Source organism: Vibrio sp. EA2 (genome assembly GCF_033042495.1).
In the GTDB taxonomy this organism is placed as follows: Bacteria; Pseudomonadota; Gammaproteobacteria; order Enterobacterales; family Vibrionaceae; genus Vibrio.
In genome coordinates this window covers 149,375-171,509 of sequence record NZ_JAWLID010000004.1, presented here as the reverse complement: position 1 = coordinate 171,509, position 22,135 = coordinate 149,375, and the positions used below count along the sequence as shown (strand labels likewise).

The 22,135-nt window shown below is 46.0% G+C and carries 17 protein-coding genes; 2 read left to right on the top strand and 15 right to left on the bottom strand.

What is annotated here, in order from left to right:
• The 9 genes from galT to RXX31_RS11630 all read right to left on the bottom strand — a co-directional run.
• A partial coding sequence (galT, locus tag RXX31_RS11670; RefSeq protein WP_411197980.1) for a galactose-1-phosphate uridylyltransferase occupies positions 1-444 on the bottom strand: 444 nt, incomplete at its 3' end.
• 14 nt (positions 445-458) lie between these two features.
• A complete protein-coding gene (gene galE, locus RXX31_RS11665) occupies positions 459-1,475 on the bottom strand; it encodes a UDP-glucose 4-epimerase GalE (protein ID WP_317589523.1) in 1,017 nt (338 codons plus the stop codon).
• Positions 1,476-1,478: 3 nt separating this feature from the next.
• Positions 1,479-3,104, bottom strand: coding sequence for a SulP family inorganic anion transporter (locus tag RXX31_RS11660; protein WP_317589521.1), 1,626 nt, complete (start codon positions 3,102-3,104; stop codon positions 1,479-1,481).
• Between the two features lie 874 nt (positions 3,105-3,978).
• Positions 3,979-5,652 carry an ABC transporter ATP-binding protein gene (locus RXX31_RS11655; protein ID WP_317589519.1) on the bottom strand — a complete coding sequence of 558 codons (1,674 nt, stop codon included), beginning with the start codon at positions 5,650-5,652 and terminating at the stop codon, positions 3,979-3,981.
• Positions 5,653-5,662: 10 nt separating this feature from the next.
• Positions 5,663-6,838: an ABC transporter permease gene (locus tag RXX31_RS11650; RefSeq protein WP_317589518.1), complete on the bottom strand. Its 1,176-nt coding sequence runs from the start codon at positions 6,836-6,838 to the stop codon at positions 5,663-5,665.
• Positions 6,839-6,854: 16 nt separating this feature from the next.
• Positions 6,855-7,850 carry an ABC transporter permease gene (locus RXX31_RS11645; protein WP_317589517.1) on the bottom strand — a complete coding sequence of 332 codons (996 nt, stop codon included), beginning with the start codon at positions 7,848-7,850 and terminating at the stop codon, positions 6,855-6,857.
• 113 nt (positions 7,851-7,963) lie between these two features.
• Entirely contained in the window at positions 7,964-9,883 is a 1,920-nt protein-coding gene (locus RXX31_RS11640; RefSeq protein ID WP_317589516.1) for an ABC transporter substrate-binding protein, read from the bottom strand.
• Between the two features lie 67 nt (positions 9,884-9,950).
• Complete coding sequence (locus tag RXX31_RS11635; protein WP_411197978.1) at positions 9,951-11,672, bottom strand: DUF2264 domain-containing protein; 1,722 nt, start codon at positions 11,670-11,672, stop codon at positions 9,951-9,953.
• A gap of 348 nt (positions 11,673-12,020) precedes the next feature.
• A complete protein-coding gene (locus RXX31_RS11630; protein WP_317589514.1) occupies positions 12,021-13,223 on the bottom strand; it encodes an anaerobic sulfatase maturase in 1,203 nt (400 codons plus the stop codon).
• A 135-nt stretch (positions 13,224-13,358) separates the two neighbouring features.
• Between RXX31_RS11630 and RXX31_RS11625 the strand changes: the two genes are divergently transcribed.
• Together RXX31_RS11625 and RXX31_RS11620 are read left to right on the top strand one after the other, a co-directional pair.
• The gene (locus RXX31_RS11625) at positions 13,359-14,855 is read left to right on the top strand and encodes a sulfatase (protein ID WP_317589513.1); all 1,497 of its coding nucleotides are present in this window, start codon (positions 13,359-13,361) and stop codon (positions 14,853-14,855) included.
• The gene (locus tag RXX31_RS11620; protein WP_317589512.1) at positions 14,852-16,318 is read left to right on the top strand and encodes an arylsulfatase; all 1,467 of its coding nucleotides are present in this window, start codon (positions 14,852-14,854) and stop codon (positions 16,316-16,318) included. Before RXX31_RS11625 ends, RXX31_RS11620 begins: the two co-directional genes overlap by 4 nt.
• 113 nt (positions 16,319-16,431) lie before the next feature.
• Here the strand turns inward: RXX31_RS11620 and RXX31_RS11615 are convergent, their stop codons facing one another.
• From RXX31_RS11615 to RXX31_RS11590, 6 genes are all read right to left on the bottom strand, one after another.
• Positions 16,432-16,845, bottom strand: a complete 414-nt coding sequence (locus RXX31_RS11615; protein WP_317589510.1) for a hypothetical protein — start codon at positions 16,843-16,845, stop codon at positions 16,432-16,434.
• 37 nt (positions 16,846-16,882) lie between these two features.
• Positions 16,883-17,197, bottom strand: a complete 315-nt coding sequence (locus tag RXX31_RS11610; RefSeq protein ID WP_317589509.1) for a hypothetical protein — start codon at positions 17,195-17,197, stop codon at positions 16,883-16,885.
• 24 nt (positions 17,198-17,221) lie between these two features.
• Complete coding sequence (locus RXX31_RS11605) at positions 17,222-17,446, bottom strand: hypothetical protein (protein ID WP_317589508.1); 225 nt, start codon at positions 17,444-17,446, stop codon at positions 17,222-17,224.
• Between the two features lie 18 nt (positions 17,447-17,464).
• Positions 17,465-18,505, bottom strand: coding sequence for a matrixin family metalloprotease (locus tag RXX31_RS11600; protein WP_317589506.1), 1,041 nt, complete (start codon positions 18,503-18,505; stop codon positions 17,465-17,467).
• Positions 18,506-18,947: 442 nt separating this feature from the next.
• On the bottom strand, positions 18,948-19,871 hold the full coding sequence (locus RXX31_RS11595) for a Fe(3+) dicitrate ABC transporter substrate-binding protein (RefSeq protein WP_317589505.1): 924 nt from the start codon (positions 19,869-19,871) through the stop codon (positions 18,948-18,950).
• Between the two features lie 85 nt (positions 19,872-19,956).
• Positions 19,957-22,095, bottom strand: a complete 2,139-nt coding sequence (locus tag RXX31_RS11590; protein ID WP_317589504.1) for a TonB-dependent siderophore receptor — start codon at positions 22,093-22,095, stop codon at positions 19,957-19,959.
• Between the last annotated feature and the right edge of the window lie 40 nt (positions 22,096-22,135).

Sequence of the window (22,135 nt, the reverse complement as noted above, 5' to 3'; positions counted from 1 at the left end):
AGGATAACGCTGGCTCAGTTCTTCCGTTTGTTCTATCCAAGTAGTAATCACATGTCCAATTTCTTCCACGCTCAACTCTGGCAAAGTGCGGCTGTGATCAGGCGAGAAGCAGATCACTCGGCTTTCCCCTTTGGCACTATGAAGTTGAAAAAGAGGATCATCGCTCACTGGTGAATCAGGGGTTTGCTCTGTAAGGGCGGCAAAGTCGTTCTTAAACACGAACGTACCTTGATAATTCGGATTCACATCACCGCTGATTCTAGTATTTGTTGGGCACAAAAAGCATGAGTCATCATAATTCGGCAGGCTTTCAATATTGAGGGTTTCTTGTTGCCCTTGCCACGGTCTTTTCGCGCGATGAGGCGACACCAGCACCCACTCACCCGTAAGAGGATTAAAACGACGGTGAGGATGCTCTGCTACATCAAATGATTGAGACATTATGTTTCCTTAAAGAATTAAGATTGGTAACCATTCGGATTGCGCTGCTGCCAGTTCCAACTGTGCTCAACCATATCCATTAAATCGTGATTCGCGCTCCAACCGAGCTCTTTCTCAGCCTTATCCACTTCGGCAAAACACTGCGCAATATCACCGGCTCTTCGTGGCTCGATGCGCACTGGTAACTCTCGGCCCAGTACCTTATTCATCGCTGCAACCATATCTAATACGCTGACGCCATTACCCGTCCCAAGGTTGTAGACATGCAGCCCACTAACATTGCCTCGCTCTTCCAGTGCCGCCACATGGCCTTCGACGAGATCTTGAACATGAATGTAGTCACGCACGCCAGTGCCATCATGCGTTGGGTAGTCGTTACCGAAAATAGAGAGCGTGTCGCGTCGTCCAATCGCCACTTGAGTAATAAACGGCATCAGGTTATTGGGAATACCAGTTGGGTCTTCACCAATTAAACCGCTAGGATGAGCCCCGATCGGGTTGAAATAACGTAACAGCGTGATGCTCCAGTCTGGATTGGCAGCAGAGAAATCTCTCAAACAACTTTCGACCATATGTTTACTCGTACCATATGGGTTGGTCGTTGCGCCGGTTTGGGCAGTTTCAGAAATAGGAACCGTTAGAGGATCGCCATAGACCGTCGCCGATGAACTGAAGATCAAACGGTAAACATGTGCGGCTCTCATCGCAGCCAACAAATTTAGCGTGCCTGAGACGTTGTTATCATAATACTCAAGCGGTTTAGCCACCGACTCGCCGACTGCTTTAAGCCCGGCGAAATGCATCACGGCACCGATTTTGTGCTGTTCGAAAATGCAATCAAGCGCGAGGCGATCACGAATGTCGCCCTGATAAACAACCAATGGACGCCCAATCAACTTCTCAATACGAACCACAGCCTTAGGGTTACTGTTGCTGAAGTTATCCAGCACAATCGGTTCATGTCCTGCAGCAGCCAGTGCGACACAGGCGTGACTACCGATATAGCCGCAGCCACCCGTCACTAATACTTTCATGAATTACCTCTTACAAATGAGCTTTAACAATGGCGTCAATCGATCGGAAAAATGTTCTTCTCGTACCGACGTTGCACCATTTAATAGTGATGCTTTGGCGTTCGCTTTAAAGCGACAGAAATAGACGCTCCGCCCACTGGTTGACACATAATCATCGAGCATCTGTACACCAAGATGGTCAATGAAGTTGATCCCTCTTCCTAAAATAATCAACTGCTTAGAACTGATCTTCTGCAACTCTTGATGGAGGTATTGAACGCAACCAAAGAAAATCGAACCATTAATACGAACAACCGCGATATCTTGCTGATCGTCAATATTCAGCTCATCGCAATTGAGTAACTCGATAGTTGGTCGCGACGTTCTGCGTAGATAGAAGAAAAGAGAGGCGGCTACGCCAACATAAATAGAAAGTTCAAGATGAAGAAAAATCGCAGCTAGGCTGGTCACAACCAAAATAAATATCTCTTTACCATCATGTTTTGCAATCACTTTAATGTGATGAACATCCACCAGGTTCCAGGCAACAACCAGCAACAACCCCCCCATTCCTGCAATCGGTATATAGGCTGCGTACGGAGCAAACAGCACCATGATGATTAATAAGAATAAGCCAGCGAACACCGCGGCTAGTGGGGTTTGTGCGCCGCTACTGTAATTCACGCCGCTGCGGGTGAAAGAGCCCGAGGAGACATAACAAGAGAAGAACGAGCCAACCATGTTTGAAATTCCCTGGCCGATAAACTCTTGATTGCTATCAAGCTGTTGGCGAGATTTCATCGCCACTGAGCGGCTAATTGAAATCGCTTCAACCAGACCCAACATCGCAACCGCGAAAATACCGTCAAGCATGGTAGATATATGGCTAAAACCAACAAAAGGAGAAGACAGGCTTAAATAGTTACTGCTTACTTGGCTCACCATCAAAACCTCGTTACCGGCATGATTCATCCAAGTCGCAAATCCCATCGCCACCAAGGTCGCGAATAACATGTGGGGTAGTTTTGGCCAAATGCGTTTACACAACACACAAACTGCGATGGTAACAATGCCTACTAATAGCTCTTTACTATTTAATCCATTGATATTACTGACTAGCAGTATGATATTTTCAACCGCCGTTTCGCCCGAGTCATATTGTAAGCCCAATACATGTTTAAGCTGGCTGACCCCGATAACAATCGCCGCACCTAAAGTGAACCCAAGCACCACAGAGTGAGACACAAAATTGACCACAACGCCAAAACGCAACAGTCCGAAAAGCAGTTGAATAATCCCGGCACACAGGGTCAACGTAAAACACAGTTGGATGTAAAGTGGCGTTCCCGGATCAGCGAATTGACTTATGGTGGTAAAGACAATCACCGAAAGAGCCGCTGTCGGGCCCGAAATCAAATGATGCGATGAGCCAAACAGTGATGCCAAAATAGCGGGAATAATTGCCGTATACAGACCAAACTCAGGCGGCAAACCTGCAATCATGGCGTAAGCAATACCTTGGGGGAGCACGATAATTGCTCCTGTAAGTCCGGCTAAGATATCCGCTTTAAGAGTTTGAGAGTTTACCTTGGAAGACCAGCTTAAAAACGGAAACAGAAGGGACAACTTGCGATGTTCAACAGCGCGCATCACGATTCCTCTAACAACAGTCGATTTATGACGGGAAGATGATCACCTCGCTTTCCTGTACTCACCCAGAAACTAAAAATTCATACAGAAGCAAAATGAGCACAAAAACTATAAACAATCGCCCCGATGCAATCAACATCAAATGAAACGTCATTTCATTTTTAATTTTTATCATTTTCAATTATGTGACACAGATTATAAAACATCGTTTCAAAATTGATTTATCACTCCATAGTGATACTATTTAGCTGTGAACGCTAGTTAGCTATTAGTTGTTCTTATTTTATGAAATATTTCTTCACTATCAGATTAATGTTTTTAATCCAAAGATATTGAATATGAGTCATTTAAAATACGATGGTTTTAATGAGGTTAATTTAGCAGCATTTGAAACTTAAAGTCTTTGATAGCTCAAAGTAAGTTTTAACCGGTATTGGCCCTACGAAAGTAGTTACTGGTTGAAATAAGATATAGCTTTATATTTCCTAAGATATTGTTTGCATACTAAAAGAGCCCTTATGGGCTCTTTCTTTTTATGTAAATAAGATCAATTAACTTATTCATCAATAATTATCCCTTCTATTAACATCTAACATCGCCTTATATCCCTATAAAACAAAATACACATTAAAATATCACAACACCCATTTATCTTTTCCGATCTTATTTATTAAAAAATAAAACGACATCTTATTTAAGCAGCAACAAGGTAAAGCCAATGTAGATACGTCTAACAATGGACAGATCTTGCCAAAACTTCATAGGAACCTTTTTAATATTTTTACAAATTACGAATTCTGAAAACAAAAAAGCCGCATAACGCGGCCTTTATAGATAACTTAAAGTCACCATGAGTTAGAGTAACCAGTGAACTTTACGCCACTTCTTTAGGTAGTTCGGCAACAGGAACCGCTGCAATCAATTTTTGAGTGTATGGTTCTTGTGGGTTATGAATTACCTGCTCGATGGTACCCTGCTCCATTATTGTGCCGTGTTGCAGTACGATCACTCGATCACAGAAGTACTTCACGGTTGCAATGTCATGGGTGATTAAGATGAACGATGTGCCAAATTCGTTTTGGAACTCAATCAATAGGTCCAAAACCTGTGCACGCAATGATACGTCCAATGCTGCGGTCGCCTCATCTGCAATGATGAGTTTAGGGATCGTCGCCAGTGCGCGAGCAATAACAATTCGCTGGCGCTGCCCGCCAGAGAATGCGTGTGGATAGCGGCTTGAGAACTCCGCTGGCAAACCCACTCGACGCATCATATTACGTACGCGATCTTTACGTTCTTGCGCGCTCATCTCTGTGCGAAGCAGTTTCAGCGGCTCTTCAATGATATCCGCAACCGTCATACGTGGATTTAAAGAGGACCATGGATCCTGGAAAATCAAACGCAGATCGGCAAACAAAGGATCGCGTTTCACACGCTTGTAGTCAGCAAGCTCTAGCTCGATGTCGCTATTTTCGTCTACGTAACGAATGTTACCTGACGTTGCTGGCTGCATACCTAAAATCGCTCGACCTAAGGTACTTTTGCCCGAACCGGACTCACCAACAATTCCCAAAGATTCACCTGGGTGCAGCGTTAACGTCGCATTGTTCACCGCCGTCATAAATTGTTTTTTCTCGAACAACTTGCCCGGTTTTTCAAACACTTTAGTGACGTTGTTGACATCTAAAAGTGGCGTTTGCCCTGCGTAAACAAACGGCTTTTTCACCTTAGAAGGTAGCTCAAGCGCACGCGTCGCATTCATCAGCTTAATCGTATATGGGTGCTCAGGTCGCTCGAAGATTTGGCGCACATCACCTTGCTCGACAACCACACCTTTTTCCATAACGACGACACGGTCCGAGATTTGTGCCACTACCCCTAAATCATGAGTAATGAACAAAATAGCCATGCCTATCTCTTGCTGCAGTTTGGCAAACAGTTCCAAAATTTCAGCTTGAGTGGTCACATCTAACGCCGTTGTTGGCTCGTCGGCGATTAGTACATCCGGACGACTGGCAATCGCCATCGCGATGACAACTCGTTGACGCTGACCACCAGATAACTGGAATGAGTACTTGTTAATCAAACTTTCCGGCTCAGGCATTTGCACCTGAGTCAAAAGTTCAATTGCACGTTCATGCGCCACTTGTTTCGTGATGCCTGGGTCCACAAGACAAAGCACTTCTTTAATTTGATCGCCAACCGTATGAACCGGGCTCAGTGCTGCCATTGGCTCTTGCGATACCAATGAGAAGTTAAAGCGACGCAAATTACGCATTTCTTCACTACGCGGATACAACGTGGTGATATCCACCTTGGATCCATCGGTATGATAAAGAATTTCCCCTGAATCGATTCGTCCTGGTTTGTCCAGCAGTTGAAGAATCGCGCTGGTTGTCACCGATTTACCAGAACCCGACTCACCGATGACAGACAAGGTTTCCCCACGATTTAAATGAAACGATACGTTTTTAACAGCGTGGAAGGTTTCCATCGTTGTCGGGAAGCTGACGTTCAGATCTTTAACTTCAAGAATTTTTTCCGCCATTTTAAATACCTTATTTTGCACCTTGTTCATGGTAAGGGTCGCAGGCGTCACGTAAACCGTCACCTACAAAGTTCATCGCTAGAATGGCAATAACCACACTTGCTGCTGGAATTAACAGCCAGATCGCATCCGCTAGAGCACGGATATTTTGGGCTTCTTGTAACAATACCCCCCAACTCACCATGGGTGGTTGAAGGCCTAGACCTAAGAAGCTAAGCGCTGTTTCGCCCAAAATCATGCCCGGAATCGCTAGTGTAACCACTGCGATGATATGGCTCAGGAAGTTTGGCACCATGTAACGGCGGATAATTTCAAATGGCGAGTTGCCATCTAACCATGCCGCTGCAACATACTCTTCGCTCTTCAATGACATAAAGCGGCTGCGCACGACGCGAGCCATATCTGGCCATGCAACCAAACCTAAGATAATGGTGATCAGGAAGTAACGCTGCAACGAGCTCCAGTCATTAGGTAATGACGCACCTAGCGCCATCCAAAGTGGAAGCGTTGGTACCGATTTAACAATCTCCATGGTACGTTGGATAAAGTTATCTACTCTGCCACCAAAGTAACCGGAGATACCACCCACCAAAATACCGATGAAAAAGGTAAAAAATACACCAATTAGACCCACCGACAGCGAGATACGCGCACCATGAATCAGTCGCGATAACATATCGCGTCCCATTCGATCAGAACCAAGGATGAAGAAAGGATCACGTTTATTTTTCGGCGCAAGTAACTTGTACTTCATCGGAATGAAGCCCGCTAACGTGTACGGTTCTACCTCACCAAAAAATTCAAAATAAACTTTCTTGGCAGGATTTTCGGTGTAATGACGTTTTAGCGAACGTAGGTCGGTTTTGACTGTGTAGCCGATTAAATGTGGAGCCCAATCCCAACCTTCAGCGGTTTTCTCAAACAGATTTATCTCTTGCGGAGGCGCATACGTGTATCGACGCCAGTTGTCGCTTGAGTTAAACGGTGCAAAAAACTCCGCGAATGCAGCGACAAAATAGATTAGCGCTAAGAACCACATACTGTACCAAGCCAGTTTGTGACGTCTTAATTTAAGACCAATCAATTGCCAGGCGGTTGCTTCCGTTAGGTCAATCTGTTTTTTCTTGCGCTTCCATACTCGAGCAAACATGCTATTAGCAGGAGCAGTTTGAATATTAGCTGTCATGATGATTACTCCTTGATTACAGACCAGCGCGGACGCGAGGGTCTACCCAATACATGATGAGGTCAGAAATGATGGTGCCGATAATGGTTAAGGTAGACATCAGCAATAGAATGTCGCCAGCCAGGTACATATCTTGGTTACGCAATGCGCTAAGCATGGTTGGTCCCATTGTCGGGATGTTCAACACCTGGCTTACAATCACGTCTGCACTGATAAGAAGTGGTAACTGCCAACCAATCGTCGCAGCAAGTGGTAGACACGCGACACGTATTGGGTACTTAACTAGAAGCGTAAATTCTTTTTGGCCTTTAGCTCGTGCAGTTTTTACATAAGGTTTAGTTAATTCATCGAGTAAGTTAGCACGCATAATACGAATGATACCCGCCATACCTGCGGTACCAGCAACGAGAATATACAGCCAGCTACGACTAACCCCGTCCATGAATTTTTCGAAACTCATCGGTTGAGAGATATACTCTGGCGAGTAAAGGCCAGACAGCATCACGTCAAAAGAGTGATAACCAATTAGCAAGGCAACAATCGCAATAACAAAGTTAGGCGTTGCCATACCAATGAAGCCAAATATGGTTGCGATGTAATCGCCAAATGAGTATTGACGCAGAGCAGAGTAAACACCGATTGGAATAGCCAACGTAAACTTGAAAACCAATACTGCACAGGCGAGAAGAATGGTAGGTAATAACGTAGGCTGAATGTTATCCCAAACCGGTTTATTGTTAACCAGAGAAAGCCCTAGATCACCTGTAAGTAGACCTCCCATCCAACTTATGTAACGCTCATGCAACGGTTTATCCAAACCAAACATTTCACGCAAAACAAGGATCTGCTCGGGGTCGACATCTTGACCCATAGCGGCCATTTCTGCGATTTTTGCAGAAGCAAAATCACCTGGTGGTAAATCAATAACGACAAAAACTAAAATAGACACGACCAGCAAAGTGGTAAACACCGCCGCTAATCTTTGTCCTATATACAGAAAAAAACTGCTCATAAATATTCCTACATTTGCAACTTCGCAAACAGTTAAAACAAGAGATTCGTTAGCCGCAGCTGCTAGTGACTGCGGCTAACAGGTCTGGTTTAACCATACCTAGTTCAACGAAATTACTTTGATTCCTTCCAAAGTTGAGCGGTACGCATTGGACCTGGCGACGCGATACTGTATGAGTTTGGAACCTCAGTATCAGCGTTGCGAACGCCTTTACGAATGATCACACCTTCATCCAGAGGTTGAACCGTACCAATCACATAGAAGTTTTCTTTCGCAATATCAATAATTTGCTGCATCAGCTTAGACTGTTCTTCATGAGAAGACGTTTTACCCATAGCTTGGTAAAGCTCAATTTGCTGCTTAACATGTTCAGGTGGCTCAACAGCATTAGCGTGTGCAGTATCGGTCATCCAGTAGTAGTAGCCTAAGCCCCAGGTAGACTCTGGGTTTTGAGGTGCATAGCTGCGGAAAGTATCCAACACACCGATACCACCATCACCTTTCGCTGGCGCTAAATCATATTCATTCGCCAAACGTTGAGTTTGCAGGTAAGAACCTTCAACGATACGGATATCCAGGAATACACCCACGTCTTTCCAATCGTTTTTCACAAGTTCAAGAATGTCTGTAGTTTCGCCAACACGTTGTTGGTTAACGAGCGCTTCGACGCGTAAACGGTTGCCAGTTTTATCAAGTCGGTAGCCATCGTCGTCTTTCTTGTTCAGACCGACTTTGTCTAACAGTTGGTTGGCAAGTTCTGGGTTAAACTCTGTGTATTGAGTTGCAAATTCCTCATCGTAGAATGCACTACCCTCTGAAGGCGCTGCTTGGTATGGCGCAACGACACCTGAGAAAATAGTCTCACTAATACCTTCACGATCAATTGCGTGAGAAAGTGCTACACGGAAATCTTTGTTAGAAAATAGTTCACGCTTGACGGGATCTTTGTGTGTTTGGTTTAAGCCAAGGATCAGCGCATTCATGGTAGTGCTTGGACGAGTCGCGTAAGTGTAGTCACCCTTCTTCTCGTTTTCGATGAGCATTGGGCGGTACTTAGCTACGCCAATATGACGAGTTTGGAAGTCTGTCTCACCAGCGGCAGCGCGAAGAACCATCTCTTCTTTATTCTCAGAGTAAGAGAAGTAAACCGTATCCAGGTAAGGTAATTGGTTACCCGCCGTATCGACTTGCCAATAGTATGGATTGCGTTCCCAAATTGCATATTGCGTTTGCGGACCTGGAGCGACTTTTACTTTCCAGGCGTTTACTGTAGGGCGGTCTGGGTTTTGGTAACTTTCCTGGAAGTAAATCGCACGACACTTAGTTTGGAAGTATTGCTGCCAGCTATCAAAGCCAGCGGCTTTTGCTTCTTCAGTCACTTTAGCGTTTACTTCAGGCAAAAATTGCTCACAGTAATGTTTCGGGAACTGAACGATGTTAGAACCATCCGTGTTCGCCAATTTACGAATGAACATACCATCGGCATTTTTTAGCGTGATTTTGATTGTGTGTTTGTCGACAACGGTACCGACTGCATCACCTGATTGACGAGCATAGAGTGGTTTGTTGCCAGACCAGTCTTCACGGTTAATTAAATCTAGGTAGAACTTGATGTCTTCCGCTGTAAACTCTGTTCCGTCAGACCATTTAACGCCTTTGCGCAAGCTGATCGTGTACTCTGTAAGCTCTGGGTTTACTGTGTAGCTAGTCGCTAGATTTGGCTCAATACCCGTGTAGTGACGGTTAAAGTTAAATAAGTTGTCGTACTTAAGCATACGCATGCGGTGACCACGGTCCGCTTTTAAACCAAGCAGACGCAATTCACCACCGTATTGACCGATAGATTCAATCGGCTCAACAACAAGTGGGTTTTCAGGCAAACGCTCAGAAACAGGGGCTAGTTGCCCAGCTGCCACCAACTCTTTTAGCTGTGGGGCTTCGTTGTACGTATCCGCCAAAGCAGAAAAAGAGACAGAGGCTGCAACCGCGATAGCGACTTTGCCAAGTAGAGGTAAGCTATTCTCATAACTCATCAGTAACTCCATGATTTGTATACAAATATAAAAATTAATTCTTTCGCACTTCGCGTAGCCATTTAACTCAGCGAGGCACATTGCCAGCGTTCACGGCGACAATATACTGGTGTGTACCGGGTTCGATACGACCAGTAATGGCCGGAACACTAGCTTGGGGATAAAGTAAATTGGTATTGGGTGCGCATGGGTAGACTCGGGTTTTCCCCTCACCTTGCAATAAAATCAGTTCACTAAAGAGCCGCTCAGACTCCACTCGTGCAGGCTGAATCACCTGATGGCTAAACCAAGCTGACCAGCCATCTACGGCATACCCGGTCATCACAAATTCCAAAGCAAAGTCTGTGGTGATCTCATGGCTGCGAAGTTCACCCTGCTCAGTAAATTGTTGGCGCGTTTTCACCACACAACCTTCAAACGGCTGCCATAAAGAGACCAGTGCATCGCCTTCGCGATAGCTATTGATATTTCGGGTGCGACTAAACCATTGACGAGTCTGTGGATGAGCAAAAGCAAAAATATTGTCTCCCGCCCAACCCTGATCCAACCAATTCGTTGATTCAACACACAGCCCGTGCGCGGAGCTGTAGGCAAACTTGCTGTATTTGTCATTACAATTACGCAGCTCGTTTGCAGGTGCGCTATTAGTCAGCAGATAACTACCCTGACGGCGGGTAATCAGGTGGCGATCACCAATCCACGTGGCGGGCATGCTGCTCGATAATGGTTGTTCTTCTACCGTCCAAAATGGATGCTGTTCAGGCAGGTAGAGGGCGTTAAAGGCTTTAAGTGCCAGCATCGGTGACGCGTAACTGGTATAGAATTCACTCACGAGCAAGTTAGGGTAAGCAAAGCCCGGTAACAACTGTGCCTGTTGATCCAAGATTGGCTGATTCGCCCACCAGCGCATGGTTTGCATCCAGTAGCTTTTTGCCATTGCGATATCAATATCAGGATGTTCAGTACGCGCCAATTCCGCCCAAAAAGCAGCACCAGCAAAGCGATAATTCAACGAGCGGCCGTAGCACAGAGGCTGACCATCTTCGCCAAACCAATATTGATAGCGATGAGAAAACTCTATTGCACGGTCAAGCAAAAGCTGACTGCCAGCACTATGATAATTGTCCCAGCGGGCGTACACCAATGCGTAAAGTTGGAAAGCAAACGGGTTGTAATAGTCCACCACACCTGTGAGACCATCTTGATACCACCCGTTTGTTAAATGCATTTCATCAATAAAAGCGAGGTCTTGTTCAAGCACCTGATGCTGAATTTCCACACCCAGTAACGATAGCGCTTTTAAGATCAGAACCCTAAACCAGCGCCAGTTGTTTGGTGGCAGCTCTAAATCGGTGACGGAATTTAACCAAGTCACAAGGTTAGTGCGCTGCTCGCGATCTAACGGCTGCCAGTAAAATTCGTTAGCATCGATCAACGCCACGGCAATCGATGACATCTCCACAACACGTTGGTCATAATTGCGTGGAAACTGCCAAAAGTCTGGGTGCATGGGATTGCTACCATTGGCGATCAACTGGCGCAACTCGGCATGCTCATCTTTCAGCGCTTCTCCAGCTGGCACTGCGCCCCACATCAAACGACAAACATGTTCGATACCCGCGACGCTTTCTGTATAGTGCGCCGCGCTATTAAAGTGCGGCACGTCTTGTATTGTTCCACGAACAACATCCATTTGGCGCTCTACAATCGCTTTTAGCATTTTCAGCGTTTCAGAACGGCCTGTGCATCCTTGCGCCGTATTTGCCAAACAATTCAAACTTATTGCCACGGGTTACTCGCTTAACAACAAAATCATCAATGAATGAATTAAAACCCATAAACCATAATTATTGAAACGCTTTTTTATATTTTTGATATAAAGATCAAAACTACGTTTTATTTTTTTAGTTCAATGCCCACCTGGCTCACAAAATTGAACTACCAAAAACAATAAAATTAAAACGCCGTTTCATTTATTAACGATTTGCTTTCTTAGCATAGAGTAAACAGGTTCTGATGAGCGGGGCTGATAGGACTACGGAATTGAAAGCACGCTGAAATAGAAAAATTAGCCTATGACAGCGTGTTCTTTAACAATGCCAGCAGAATTGCTCAAAGGATGGATGCGCACACCAGCCTAGGGATGGCGCATAAATCGAGCGTAATAGAGAGGTGGCAAGCCACGTTGTAAACATCGCCCCATCGCATCAAGGTAAGGGCGAAGATGAGAGAAAAACTGATAATACCCGTCACACAGATAATGCTTTGCGGATATGGACAACTCCCCGTTTGCATCGATCCGCTGTGCAGGGCAAGCGCCATGACAAAGCGAACGTTGGTCACATCGCTGGCAATGGATTTGGCTACCAGTTGGCTTGCGGGTAGCAAATTGTTGCTGGATCGGTGTTTCTATCAAGTCAGGGTAATCTCGCTGGTTGATATTCCCCACTTTAAATTCTGGATAAACAAAATGGTCACAGCTATAGGCATCACCATTGTGCTCAATCACAAGATTCTCCCCACACTGAGGGGCGTGTACACAAATAGAAGACGGCATACCCAAATGCATGCCGAGCGCATTATCAAAATGGCTGACGTACACTTTACCAATGTCACCTTTACGCCACTCTTCAAACACATCCACCATAAACTGGCCAAACTGCTCTGGAGATACACTTCGCTCCGAAACACCTTTGCCTTTTTCCGGTTCGACAATTGGAATGAACTGAATAAATGTCACCCCAAGTTGTTTCAGGTGCCGATATACTCGTTTACCATGATTGCCGTTGTGGTTTTGAATCACAGTCAGCACATTGGTATCGACCTGATACTTTTGTAGCGTCTGCAAACCTTGGATCACCTGACGATAAGAGCCCTTCCCACTGCGTGTTTTGCGGTAGTAGTCATGCAATTCTTCATCACCATCAATACTGATCCCAACCAAAAACTCATGCTGTTTAAGAAACTCGGCCCAACTGTCATTAATCAGTACACCATTGGTTTGCAGCGTATTGATGATCTTCATTCCCGGACGGGCATATTTTTTTTGCAGCGCCACTGCCTGACGAAAAAACGCCAACCCTCTTAATGTCGGTTCCCCACCCTGCCAACCAAACGTCACTTCCGGACAACCAACAGGCTGGCTCTCTATGTAGCTTTTTATGTGTGCCTCAAGTGTCGTGTCACCCATATCAAACTGTTTGGTTTGCGGGTAATAGTCGGTTTTGTCGAGATAGAAGCAGTAGTCGCAATCTAAGTTGCACAAAGGTCCAATCGGCTTGGACAAAATATGAAACGGACGCTTTGCTTTCGCTTTACTGATGGGAATAATAAGTGACACCGTAACCACACCTTGTTATTAGTTGACGAATTATTTTAAAACGCCATTTTAATTTATCATCAATCCGTGATCACAAACAACATTTATAAAACGACGTTTCAATATAATATTTCAAACTCTCTACTATTGTGAATCATGAAAAACCCCAATTTACTCTATGTATTCCCCGATCAATTTCGCCTGATGTCGTTAGGTATCTGGCAAGATCCAAACTATCGTGACTTAATTCCCGGTGTGGGGGACCCTGTCCATACACCCAACCTTGATGCGTTTATCCAACAATCAACGTTGCTGAACAACGCCGTAAGTAACTGCCCAGTTTGTAGCCCACACCGCGGTAGCCTGATGACCGGGCAATTCCCGTCACGCAGTGGTGTACCGCTGAACTGTAACTCAGACCGCGTTGATTCCGAGTTGCCAAAAACCGCGATTTGTTTCACTGATGTCCTGTCAATGTCAGGCTATCACGTCGGTTATATCGGCAAATGGCATTTGGATGTACCGACACCAAATGATCCAGTGCAGCCCGGTCATTACGTTGACCCGAATATACCTGCCTGGGACTCGTACACCGAACCACAGCGCCGCCATGGAATAGATTATTGGTATGGATACGGCACGTTTGATGAACACAACAATCCCCACTACTACGACAGCGATGGCCGCCGTCACGAACCAAAGGTATGGTCGGCAGAACATGAAACCGACAAGGCGATTGAGTATCTGAAGAACGAACAAGGCCAGCGCGACGCAAACAAACCTTTTGCGCTGTTTATGTCGATGAACCCGCCACACAGCCCATATGACAGCCTTGACGATTGCCGTATGGAAGACTGGTTACGTTACAAAGACACGCCTGTTGATGAGCTTTTATTGCGCGAAAACGCTGATACGAGCCTCGAAAAAGCCAATAGCGCGCCTTATTACTTTGCCAATGTTACAGGCACCGACAGTGAGTTCGGCCGTCTGGTTGAGACACTGAAAGCGATCGGTGAATGGGACAATACCATCGTGGTATTTACCAGCGACCACGGAGAAACCTTGTGCAGCCAAGGCGTAAATGATGCCAAAAACTGCATCTATAACGAGGCATTTTCAGTACCTTTCATTGTAAAAGCTGCCGATCAGAGTCAGGCAAATCAACACCCAGCCTTTTTGAGCAGTGCTGATATTATGCCAACTGTCTTGGGATTGATGGGGCTTTCATCATCTTGCCCAACCAATATTCATGGCCGCAATCTCGATGAGATTTTCCGCTCAGGTTCGATGGATACCAGCCCCACTTACGCTCTCTATCTGAAGAACATCAATACCGCGCCAGGTGCAGACGGTAAAATCCGTGGCTATTTCGCTTCAGTTCGAGGCATTAAGACTGAGCGCTACTCCTTAGCACTACATATTGATGATTTCGGCCAAGTCGAAAAAACCCAATTTTTCGACAACATCCAAGATCCCTACCAAACCAATAATCTAGCATTCGACCCTGAACAAGCAGACCTTCGTCGCCTATTGCGCGCCATGGCAGAAGAATTGGTTCGAACCGACGATCCATGGGCTGACGGCCGAGTGCTTGATCACTTGCTTCCATATGACTTGTTCATTCACAGCGGAACCGATAAGGAATTCTCATGAGTAACGATACACTCCCTAATGTAATTATTATGTATGCCGATGATCTCGGTTTCGGCGATTTGAGCTGTTACGGTGCCAACGACATTCCAACGCCTAACCTGGATAAACTGGCTGAAGAAGGGCTTAAGTTCCATCAAGGTTATGCCACGGCGGCGACGTGTACGCCTTCGCGCTATAGTTTACTGACTGGCTCTTATCCTTGGCGTAACCCTAACGCAGCTGTTTTACCTGGCGATGCCCCGCAGATCATCACCATCTCTGATTTCACGATGCCAAAAATGTTCCAAAAGGCTGGCTATCGCACCGGCATCGTCGGTAAATGGCATTTAGGGCTCGGCAATGGTGAACTCGATTTCAATCAAGAAATTCAGGGAACACCAAACGATGTCGGTTTTGACGATTCCTACATTATGGCTGCGACCAATGACCGTGTTCCATGTGTCTACATCGACAATCGCCATGTTGATAACCTCGATCCTTCAGACCCGATTGAAGTGACCTACGATTGGGATCAAGCCTTTGATGACGTACCTACAGGCCGCCACAACCCAGAGCTTCTGGATGTCATGTACGATCATGGCCACGACGGCACGATCATCAATGGCGTTAGCCGTATCGGTCACATGCGCGGCGGTCAATCTGCTATCTGGGATGATGAAACCATGGGCGAAGTCTTTGCTGACAAAGCCATTGAGTTTATCGAGCAAAACCAAGATCAGCCGTTTTTCCTTTACTACGCCTTGCATCAACCGCACGTACCGCGTATTCCGAACCCTCGCTTTAGAGGCGTGACACCTCACGGTGTTCGCGGCGATGTAATCGTCGAAATGGATTGGTGCATTGGGCAGGTCCTCGATAAATTGGAAGAGCTGCAACTGGCTGATAATACGATCGTGATCTTCTCCAGCGACAACGGTCCGGTATTAAACGATGGCTATAAAGATCAAGCAGTTGAGTTCAACGGCGAACATCGAATGGCTGGCCCACTGCGCGGTGGTAAATACAGCCTGTTTGAAGGTGGAACACGAGTGCCATTTATTGTCCGCTGGCCAAACGGCGCTACCCGAGGAGAAACAGAAGCCTTGTTCAACCAAGTCGACCTTTATCACTGTTTTGCTCAGCTAACCGGCAGTGAACTGCAAGAGGAAGAAGCGCCAGATAGCCAACCACTGCTGGACACGTTACTGGGTAAGGAACCTCAAGGCCGAGACAATATGGTGCTTGAAGGGATGCAATACAAAAAGGTATTCAGAGACCAGCGTTACGCTTATATTCCGCCGCACGATGACGATTTTATCTGCCAATATACGGGGAATGAAAAAGGCAATCTCTCCAGCGCTCAGTTATTTGATTTGCACGATGATATTGGCCAGGTTGTTAACCTCGCCGAGCAGTATCCCGAAAAAGTAGAAGAGTTAGCTGCTCTGCTTGAAAAGAGTATTAAAGCACCACGCACTCGTTAACGACTGGTTGTTTATCACCACTTTCGTCACGAGACATAAGCTAAGCCCCGAAAATTGGGGCTTTTTAGCTAAATTAGCCACTTTGCGAAATAGCAATGGCACGAATCCAGAAACTAATAGGCCAGAACATAAGTGGGCTCAACGGCAGTCCACTCACCGTTACCTCTTTCAAAGGTTGCTACTATGGCGCCAAGTGCAAGAGGCTCTACATCATCAAACCCAATCACGAGCTGAAGACTAAGGCTGATTTGGTTGTCCTGAACACTGGGCTGCTGGAATCGCAAGAAGTAAAGCGGACCAAGCTCTGCAGCCTTTTTCGAGACTTCAGCCTCGGGAAGAGTTTCGGCCAAATCCGTCAGCATGTCGGGCTGAATAAGATGGTCAGACGAGACATACTTGATCTCTGCCTCCCGCAAGGTAGCAAGATCGGGAAAGTCGAGATCGCAATCAAGACCGGGCAGTTTAACCCCCTGGATAGCAACGCGTACCATAAGGAACTGAAGCTGTGCGAGATCTATTTTGTTCACAGGACTCCCCCTCTCATTTTTTTGTTTGCTAATGAACCTAGCTCATCTGTTCGAGTCGAACCAGAGTATCCATATCCATAGGCTCGGGAGCGACATCTTCTTCGACATCTGAGGATGACATTATATTTAACTCTAAAGGTTGTGGCGGAGCCTCATCCTTCACCGTTTCCATTTCCGCTTCCATCATGGGTTCCGGTGGTGCAGATGCATCGGCTAAAGTGGCTTCAGATCCTAGCGGCAACGGAGTCGGCGCTTCATTTTCACCAGACACGTCTGAATTACTTAGTTCCGCCAGTTCCAGGGGAGTTGGCCCATCAGAAAAATCATCGTTGTATAACGCTGAGTTAATCATTTCCGATCTCCTCTTTTGACTCTGTTATAGATAAACCTGGGTGATAAACTTGTCATCGGAATCCGTAACGGCAGTGACAACCTTGCCGTTAGCACGGCCAGACGTTAGCGCGATATGTACATTTGTGCATCCATCCGCGTTACCAGTCTTGACCTTTTTCCACCCAACACCGGACAAATAAGCCCAGTTGTTCTGAGAATGGTAAGTAGTAAAAATACGGCTGATGAGCTTATTGCTATGAGTAGCCATTGTCATATCTCCTTAAACTTAGACGTAAAGTTGTTCTATTTCGCTGGCGGTAGTTAATGCATTCACCGTCATTCCATTGGCTCGCGCCTCGCAAGCAGCATAAAACATTGAAGTAACTCCCTCCGGAGTTGCGGGCTTGATTTTTCGCCACCCGACATCTTGAATGTATGCCCAAGCGTTCTTGCCATGGTAACTGGTAAACACTTTTAGAAGTTGCTTGTTATTGGCCCATTGCTGCACGCCATAGATAGACTGTATACCGTCAATATCGTCTTGGTGCAGGTACCGATGTGGTCCTCCATAGTACGGTGCCATAAGAGCACCGCTCACTGAGGAGTGTCCGAGCCCTAACGCATGGCCAAATTCATGAGCAGCCACCGTGTAGAGATCTATGTTTGACGCAGGTAAATCGATTGACCACGTTTCAGCATCATCAAAGTGAGAATCTCCTGAGATTGCCCCTTGTTCCGGGTAGAAAGCATGAGCCAGAACTCCGCCACCACCATCAAAAGGACTGCCGTCACCATGGTCTCCAGTTACGAAGCGGATGATGATATCGGGACTTGCCGACATGGCCACTTCTTGAAAACTCAGAGGCGTGACCGCAGCCCAGTAACCAAATGCCGCACTAATCGCAGTGCGGATTTCAGCTGGCGTCAGATCACCAGTGAACTCCCGAAACGCATAGGTAAGGTTGTTACTGTTCCATTTTCGCCCGCTGTCGTTGTATTCACCACCTTCTATATACCCACAGCGTTTGTGGCTCATCTTATCTAGTGTCGCTTGATCTAACTTCCCAGTCGGGACGAGACCGTTGAACTCTTGAAACTTGCGTAACGCATGCTCTGTCTGTTCACTAAACTCCATTTCATTAGGAGGTGGGGCCACCGCATCCTTCGCCGACATGCCATAACGCGCATGGATGCCATTGTCGAAATAGCCGAACTTGCCCAAGTACTTGTTCAACCTTTCGACATTATCACCAAACGAACCAAACTCTGCTCCGGCTGATTTAGGTGTCACCGCATCATCTCGCGGTGCTTTTTTTCCTGAAACCATGAAAGAACTCCTTATTTCAAGAATTTTCTTTATGAGTGTCCGGCACTTACGTGTTGCCTTAAGGCAATCGTTTCATATGCCCCCTGTTTCATTAAAAATGAAGTGTAGAACAAGATCACAAAAGTGAACACCATAAAATACAAAATTATCAATAAAGTTTTATCGAGAAGCTTATACAGCAGGGTGAGAGAGACATAAAACCGAACTAAGGCTCTAAAAATCCAGTAAATTTTCCATGCTAGAAGCGTATGGAAGAGAACGAAATTGATCCACTAATCTCTATTTATCGTTGACTCGAATAAGCCGTGATTAAAGTTTCGTAAAGGGCAAACACTTATAAGATACAGATATACAAAACAATTAAACCCCGCAGGTAATAGCGGGGTTTATTATCATTATGACAGCACCTAGTTCGAATTCGGCTCTGTATTTAAACGCGATGTTATGACTTCTCTAATATCTTTTTGAGCGTTAGAGCAATCTCCTCCGCTGCCAGCATACCGCGATTCAAAGACCACAATTGCGGCGAAACCTCAACAACTTGCTGCTTTTTCACCGCAGTCAGCAATTTGAACAATGGATTTTTGCGCCATTCATCCACAACATTAGGCGTTGAATATAACCCAATCAGCAGCCAGTCTGGGTTAGCTTTGAGAAGAAACTCAAAACTTGTCGGCAAATAAGCCGTTTGCGTTTTATCTTCCAGAGGACTATTGAGCCCCAGAGTCGTCAAAACTCCACCAGCATAAGACACCGGACTATGTAGCCACATACCTTTGTCGGAAACAACACCAAACTGTATGGTGTCTTGGGTAGAAAAAACCTGTTTAAACTTTGCCATCGTTTGCTGATGCTGCTCGACTCGCTGCATCATTTGTTCTTGTTTGCCAATCGCGATACCAATTTTTATTGCAGACTCAAGGTTCTCTTGATACGTCTCACCCCGACTTTTTAGCAGCAATGTTGGCGCAATTCGCTGCAAATCCTGATAGATAGTGCGATGACGTTCAGCGTCAGCAATGATGAGATCCGGCTTGAGTTGTGCAATCACCTCTAAACTAGGCTGAGACCTAACGCCAACAGACTGCCAAGGCTCGACTTTGTCTCGAACAGCAGAAATGACGCGTGTTGGCTCTTTATCATCAGCGACACCGATTGGCGACACGTCCACTGCGGCTAAGGCATCGACGAAAGAGAACTCTAAAACGACAATACGTTCTGGAATTGTTTTAATCTCGAAGGTGCCCTGCTCATCTTGAACTGTACGCATCTGAGCCATACTCGAAAACGAAGCAACAACAAGCATCAGCAACACCAACGCAAGCACATAAAAACGGCCACTGCCCAATCTATTTAAATTTTCCATATCAATACATTCTCCAATGCTAAGATCGGCAAAGTCGCCAACCTAAGCTGGCGACTTTTCTTTCAGAGTGGGTTCAACAAACCACTTAAAACTGGTAGTTCAGATCAAGCGTGTAGGAACGTCCCGGTGCCGGGTAGCGACCAACCGGGCTGGTATCAATGCCGCGGAAGTAATAATCCTCGTCGAACAGATTATTCACGGCGACATTCATGCGCAGCTTACCCTGCTCGTCCTTGTATAAGTCAGCACCCAAATTAAAGTTCCAAACCATATACGACGGAACTTTACCAGTCGCTCCAGTACTATCCTCTGAGCGAGTATTGGCATTATCAGTGTACGCGTCACTAAAGTAGAATCCGGATAAGGTTGTATCTACGCCAGAGAATACATAAGTCGCATCCCAGCCAAGTTGGTGCTTAGAGGTGAACGGTAGCTGATTCCCTTTGTTATCACCGTCTTCTTCGAGTGTGGCATCTAAGTAATTATAGCTGGCACCTAAGCTAAGCAGAGGCAGTGATTCCGGAACATATCGAGCGGATAGCTCTATACCTTGATGTAACGTTTTACCGATGTTGTCAAAAGTTTGTGTCGCACTTTGCCATTGCAACTGGTCTTCAAAATCGATGCGGTAAACTGCCGCGTTAAAGCTTGTCTCGTTTTGAGTGTAACGCGCACCCAGTTCGTAGTTCCACGCTAACTCACTCCCCTCCTCACCTAAACCGCGGATATAGGCAATCTGAGGAGCTCGCAGAGATTTTTGTGCGTTAGCGTAAGTCACCCACTGTTCATTAACACTATACGCTACCGTCAAGCCTGGTAACCATTCTGTCACTTTGTTATCCGCGCTTTGTTCTTTTCCAAGATCGTCAAAGCTCATATCAACCGATTCAAAACGCAGTCCAGGAGTGATTTTGAGTGTATCGTTGAATAGACCAATTTCATTACTCACGTAACCTGCAAATGCATCGGTATCCAGATGCCAGTCACGCGGTACATTAGTGCTGCCGCCAGAGATAGGGGTCTGCGTCAGTTTGTAATCAATATCTTCATTGACGTAACGCGCCCCAATAATCCAGTTTTGAGTAATCGATTTCCCTTCACCAAAGTACATTGCCAGTTTCGGCTCAAAACCATACACCGTAAATTCACGTGGGGATGTACGAATATCGGTGGATGGCAGCGCAGGGTCCGCCCAGTGTCCACCAGCACTATTAAAGCCCCACTGGAAAAAACGCTCTGACTGATGACCAAAAGTAAGTAACTCAAGTTCAGCACTGTCTGCAAACGCTAAGTCTTGGATGTATTTGACGCTCCAACGCGTCGATTCACCTTGATACTCATCGTATGAACGCTTCGACTGATGACGATCTTGAGCATAGTCTTCTGGTGACAAAGCACCCGGCATTTGCGTATCCGCTTCATAACGCTGAACAAAGGCTTGCAGCTCTTGCGTGTCACTAAGCAGCCACTGCATTTTGGCTTGGAAATTCTTTACATCCGTGTCTGAATGTTCGCGAAAACTCTCGCCTTTGAGAAAGTTCCCCTCCAGTTGTAAGGCAAAACTATCATTCAACCAACCACCCGTCCTCAGGTAAAAATCGTTTAGCGGTGTATCTCCGCCTTCAAATACTGTGAGACGATTACTTATCTCCGCCTGCCAAGTGTAAGGAATCGGTTTAGTGACCAGGTTGATGACACCTCCCACGTTGTTCGGTCCGTACGGAACCGCCGCTCCGCCACGAACAATGTCAATTCGTTCAATCATAGACAGGGTGGCAGGGAAAATAGACTGACCAGTATGACCATACGGTGCGAGAGTAAGAGGAACCCCATCCATTAAAAATTGGGCATGACCACTGCGGCTCGCTTTTAAGCCGCGCACCGAAATATTGGGTAGGACACCAGTTCCGGTTTCATCCTGAACTTTAATACCCGGAACACTTTGCAGAGCGCCATCAATCGAGCTTGCGGCGGTTTTTTCGATTTGTTCACTAGTAATAATGGTTCGTGCTCCCGGGTACTCTCTGACGTCCTCAATTTCAGAGTTACCTATCACACTGCCCTTAACGACAACGGTTTCCATTGCTGACGAACTGGATTCTGCATCGGTAGCAGCGACAGCGTTTATTGATATGGTAGACGCGATAGCAATGGCGAGAGCACTATAGGTCGTAGACAATCCCGCACCAACACGCTCCTTGTTGTTCAAGTTTCGGTAAGACATTATTTTTCCTTTATAAAATAACTAAGCCGCGATTAACACC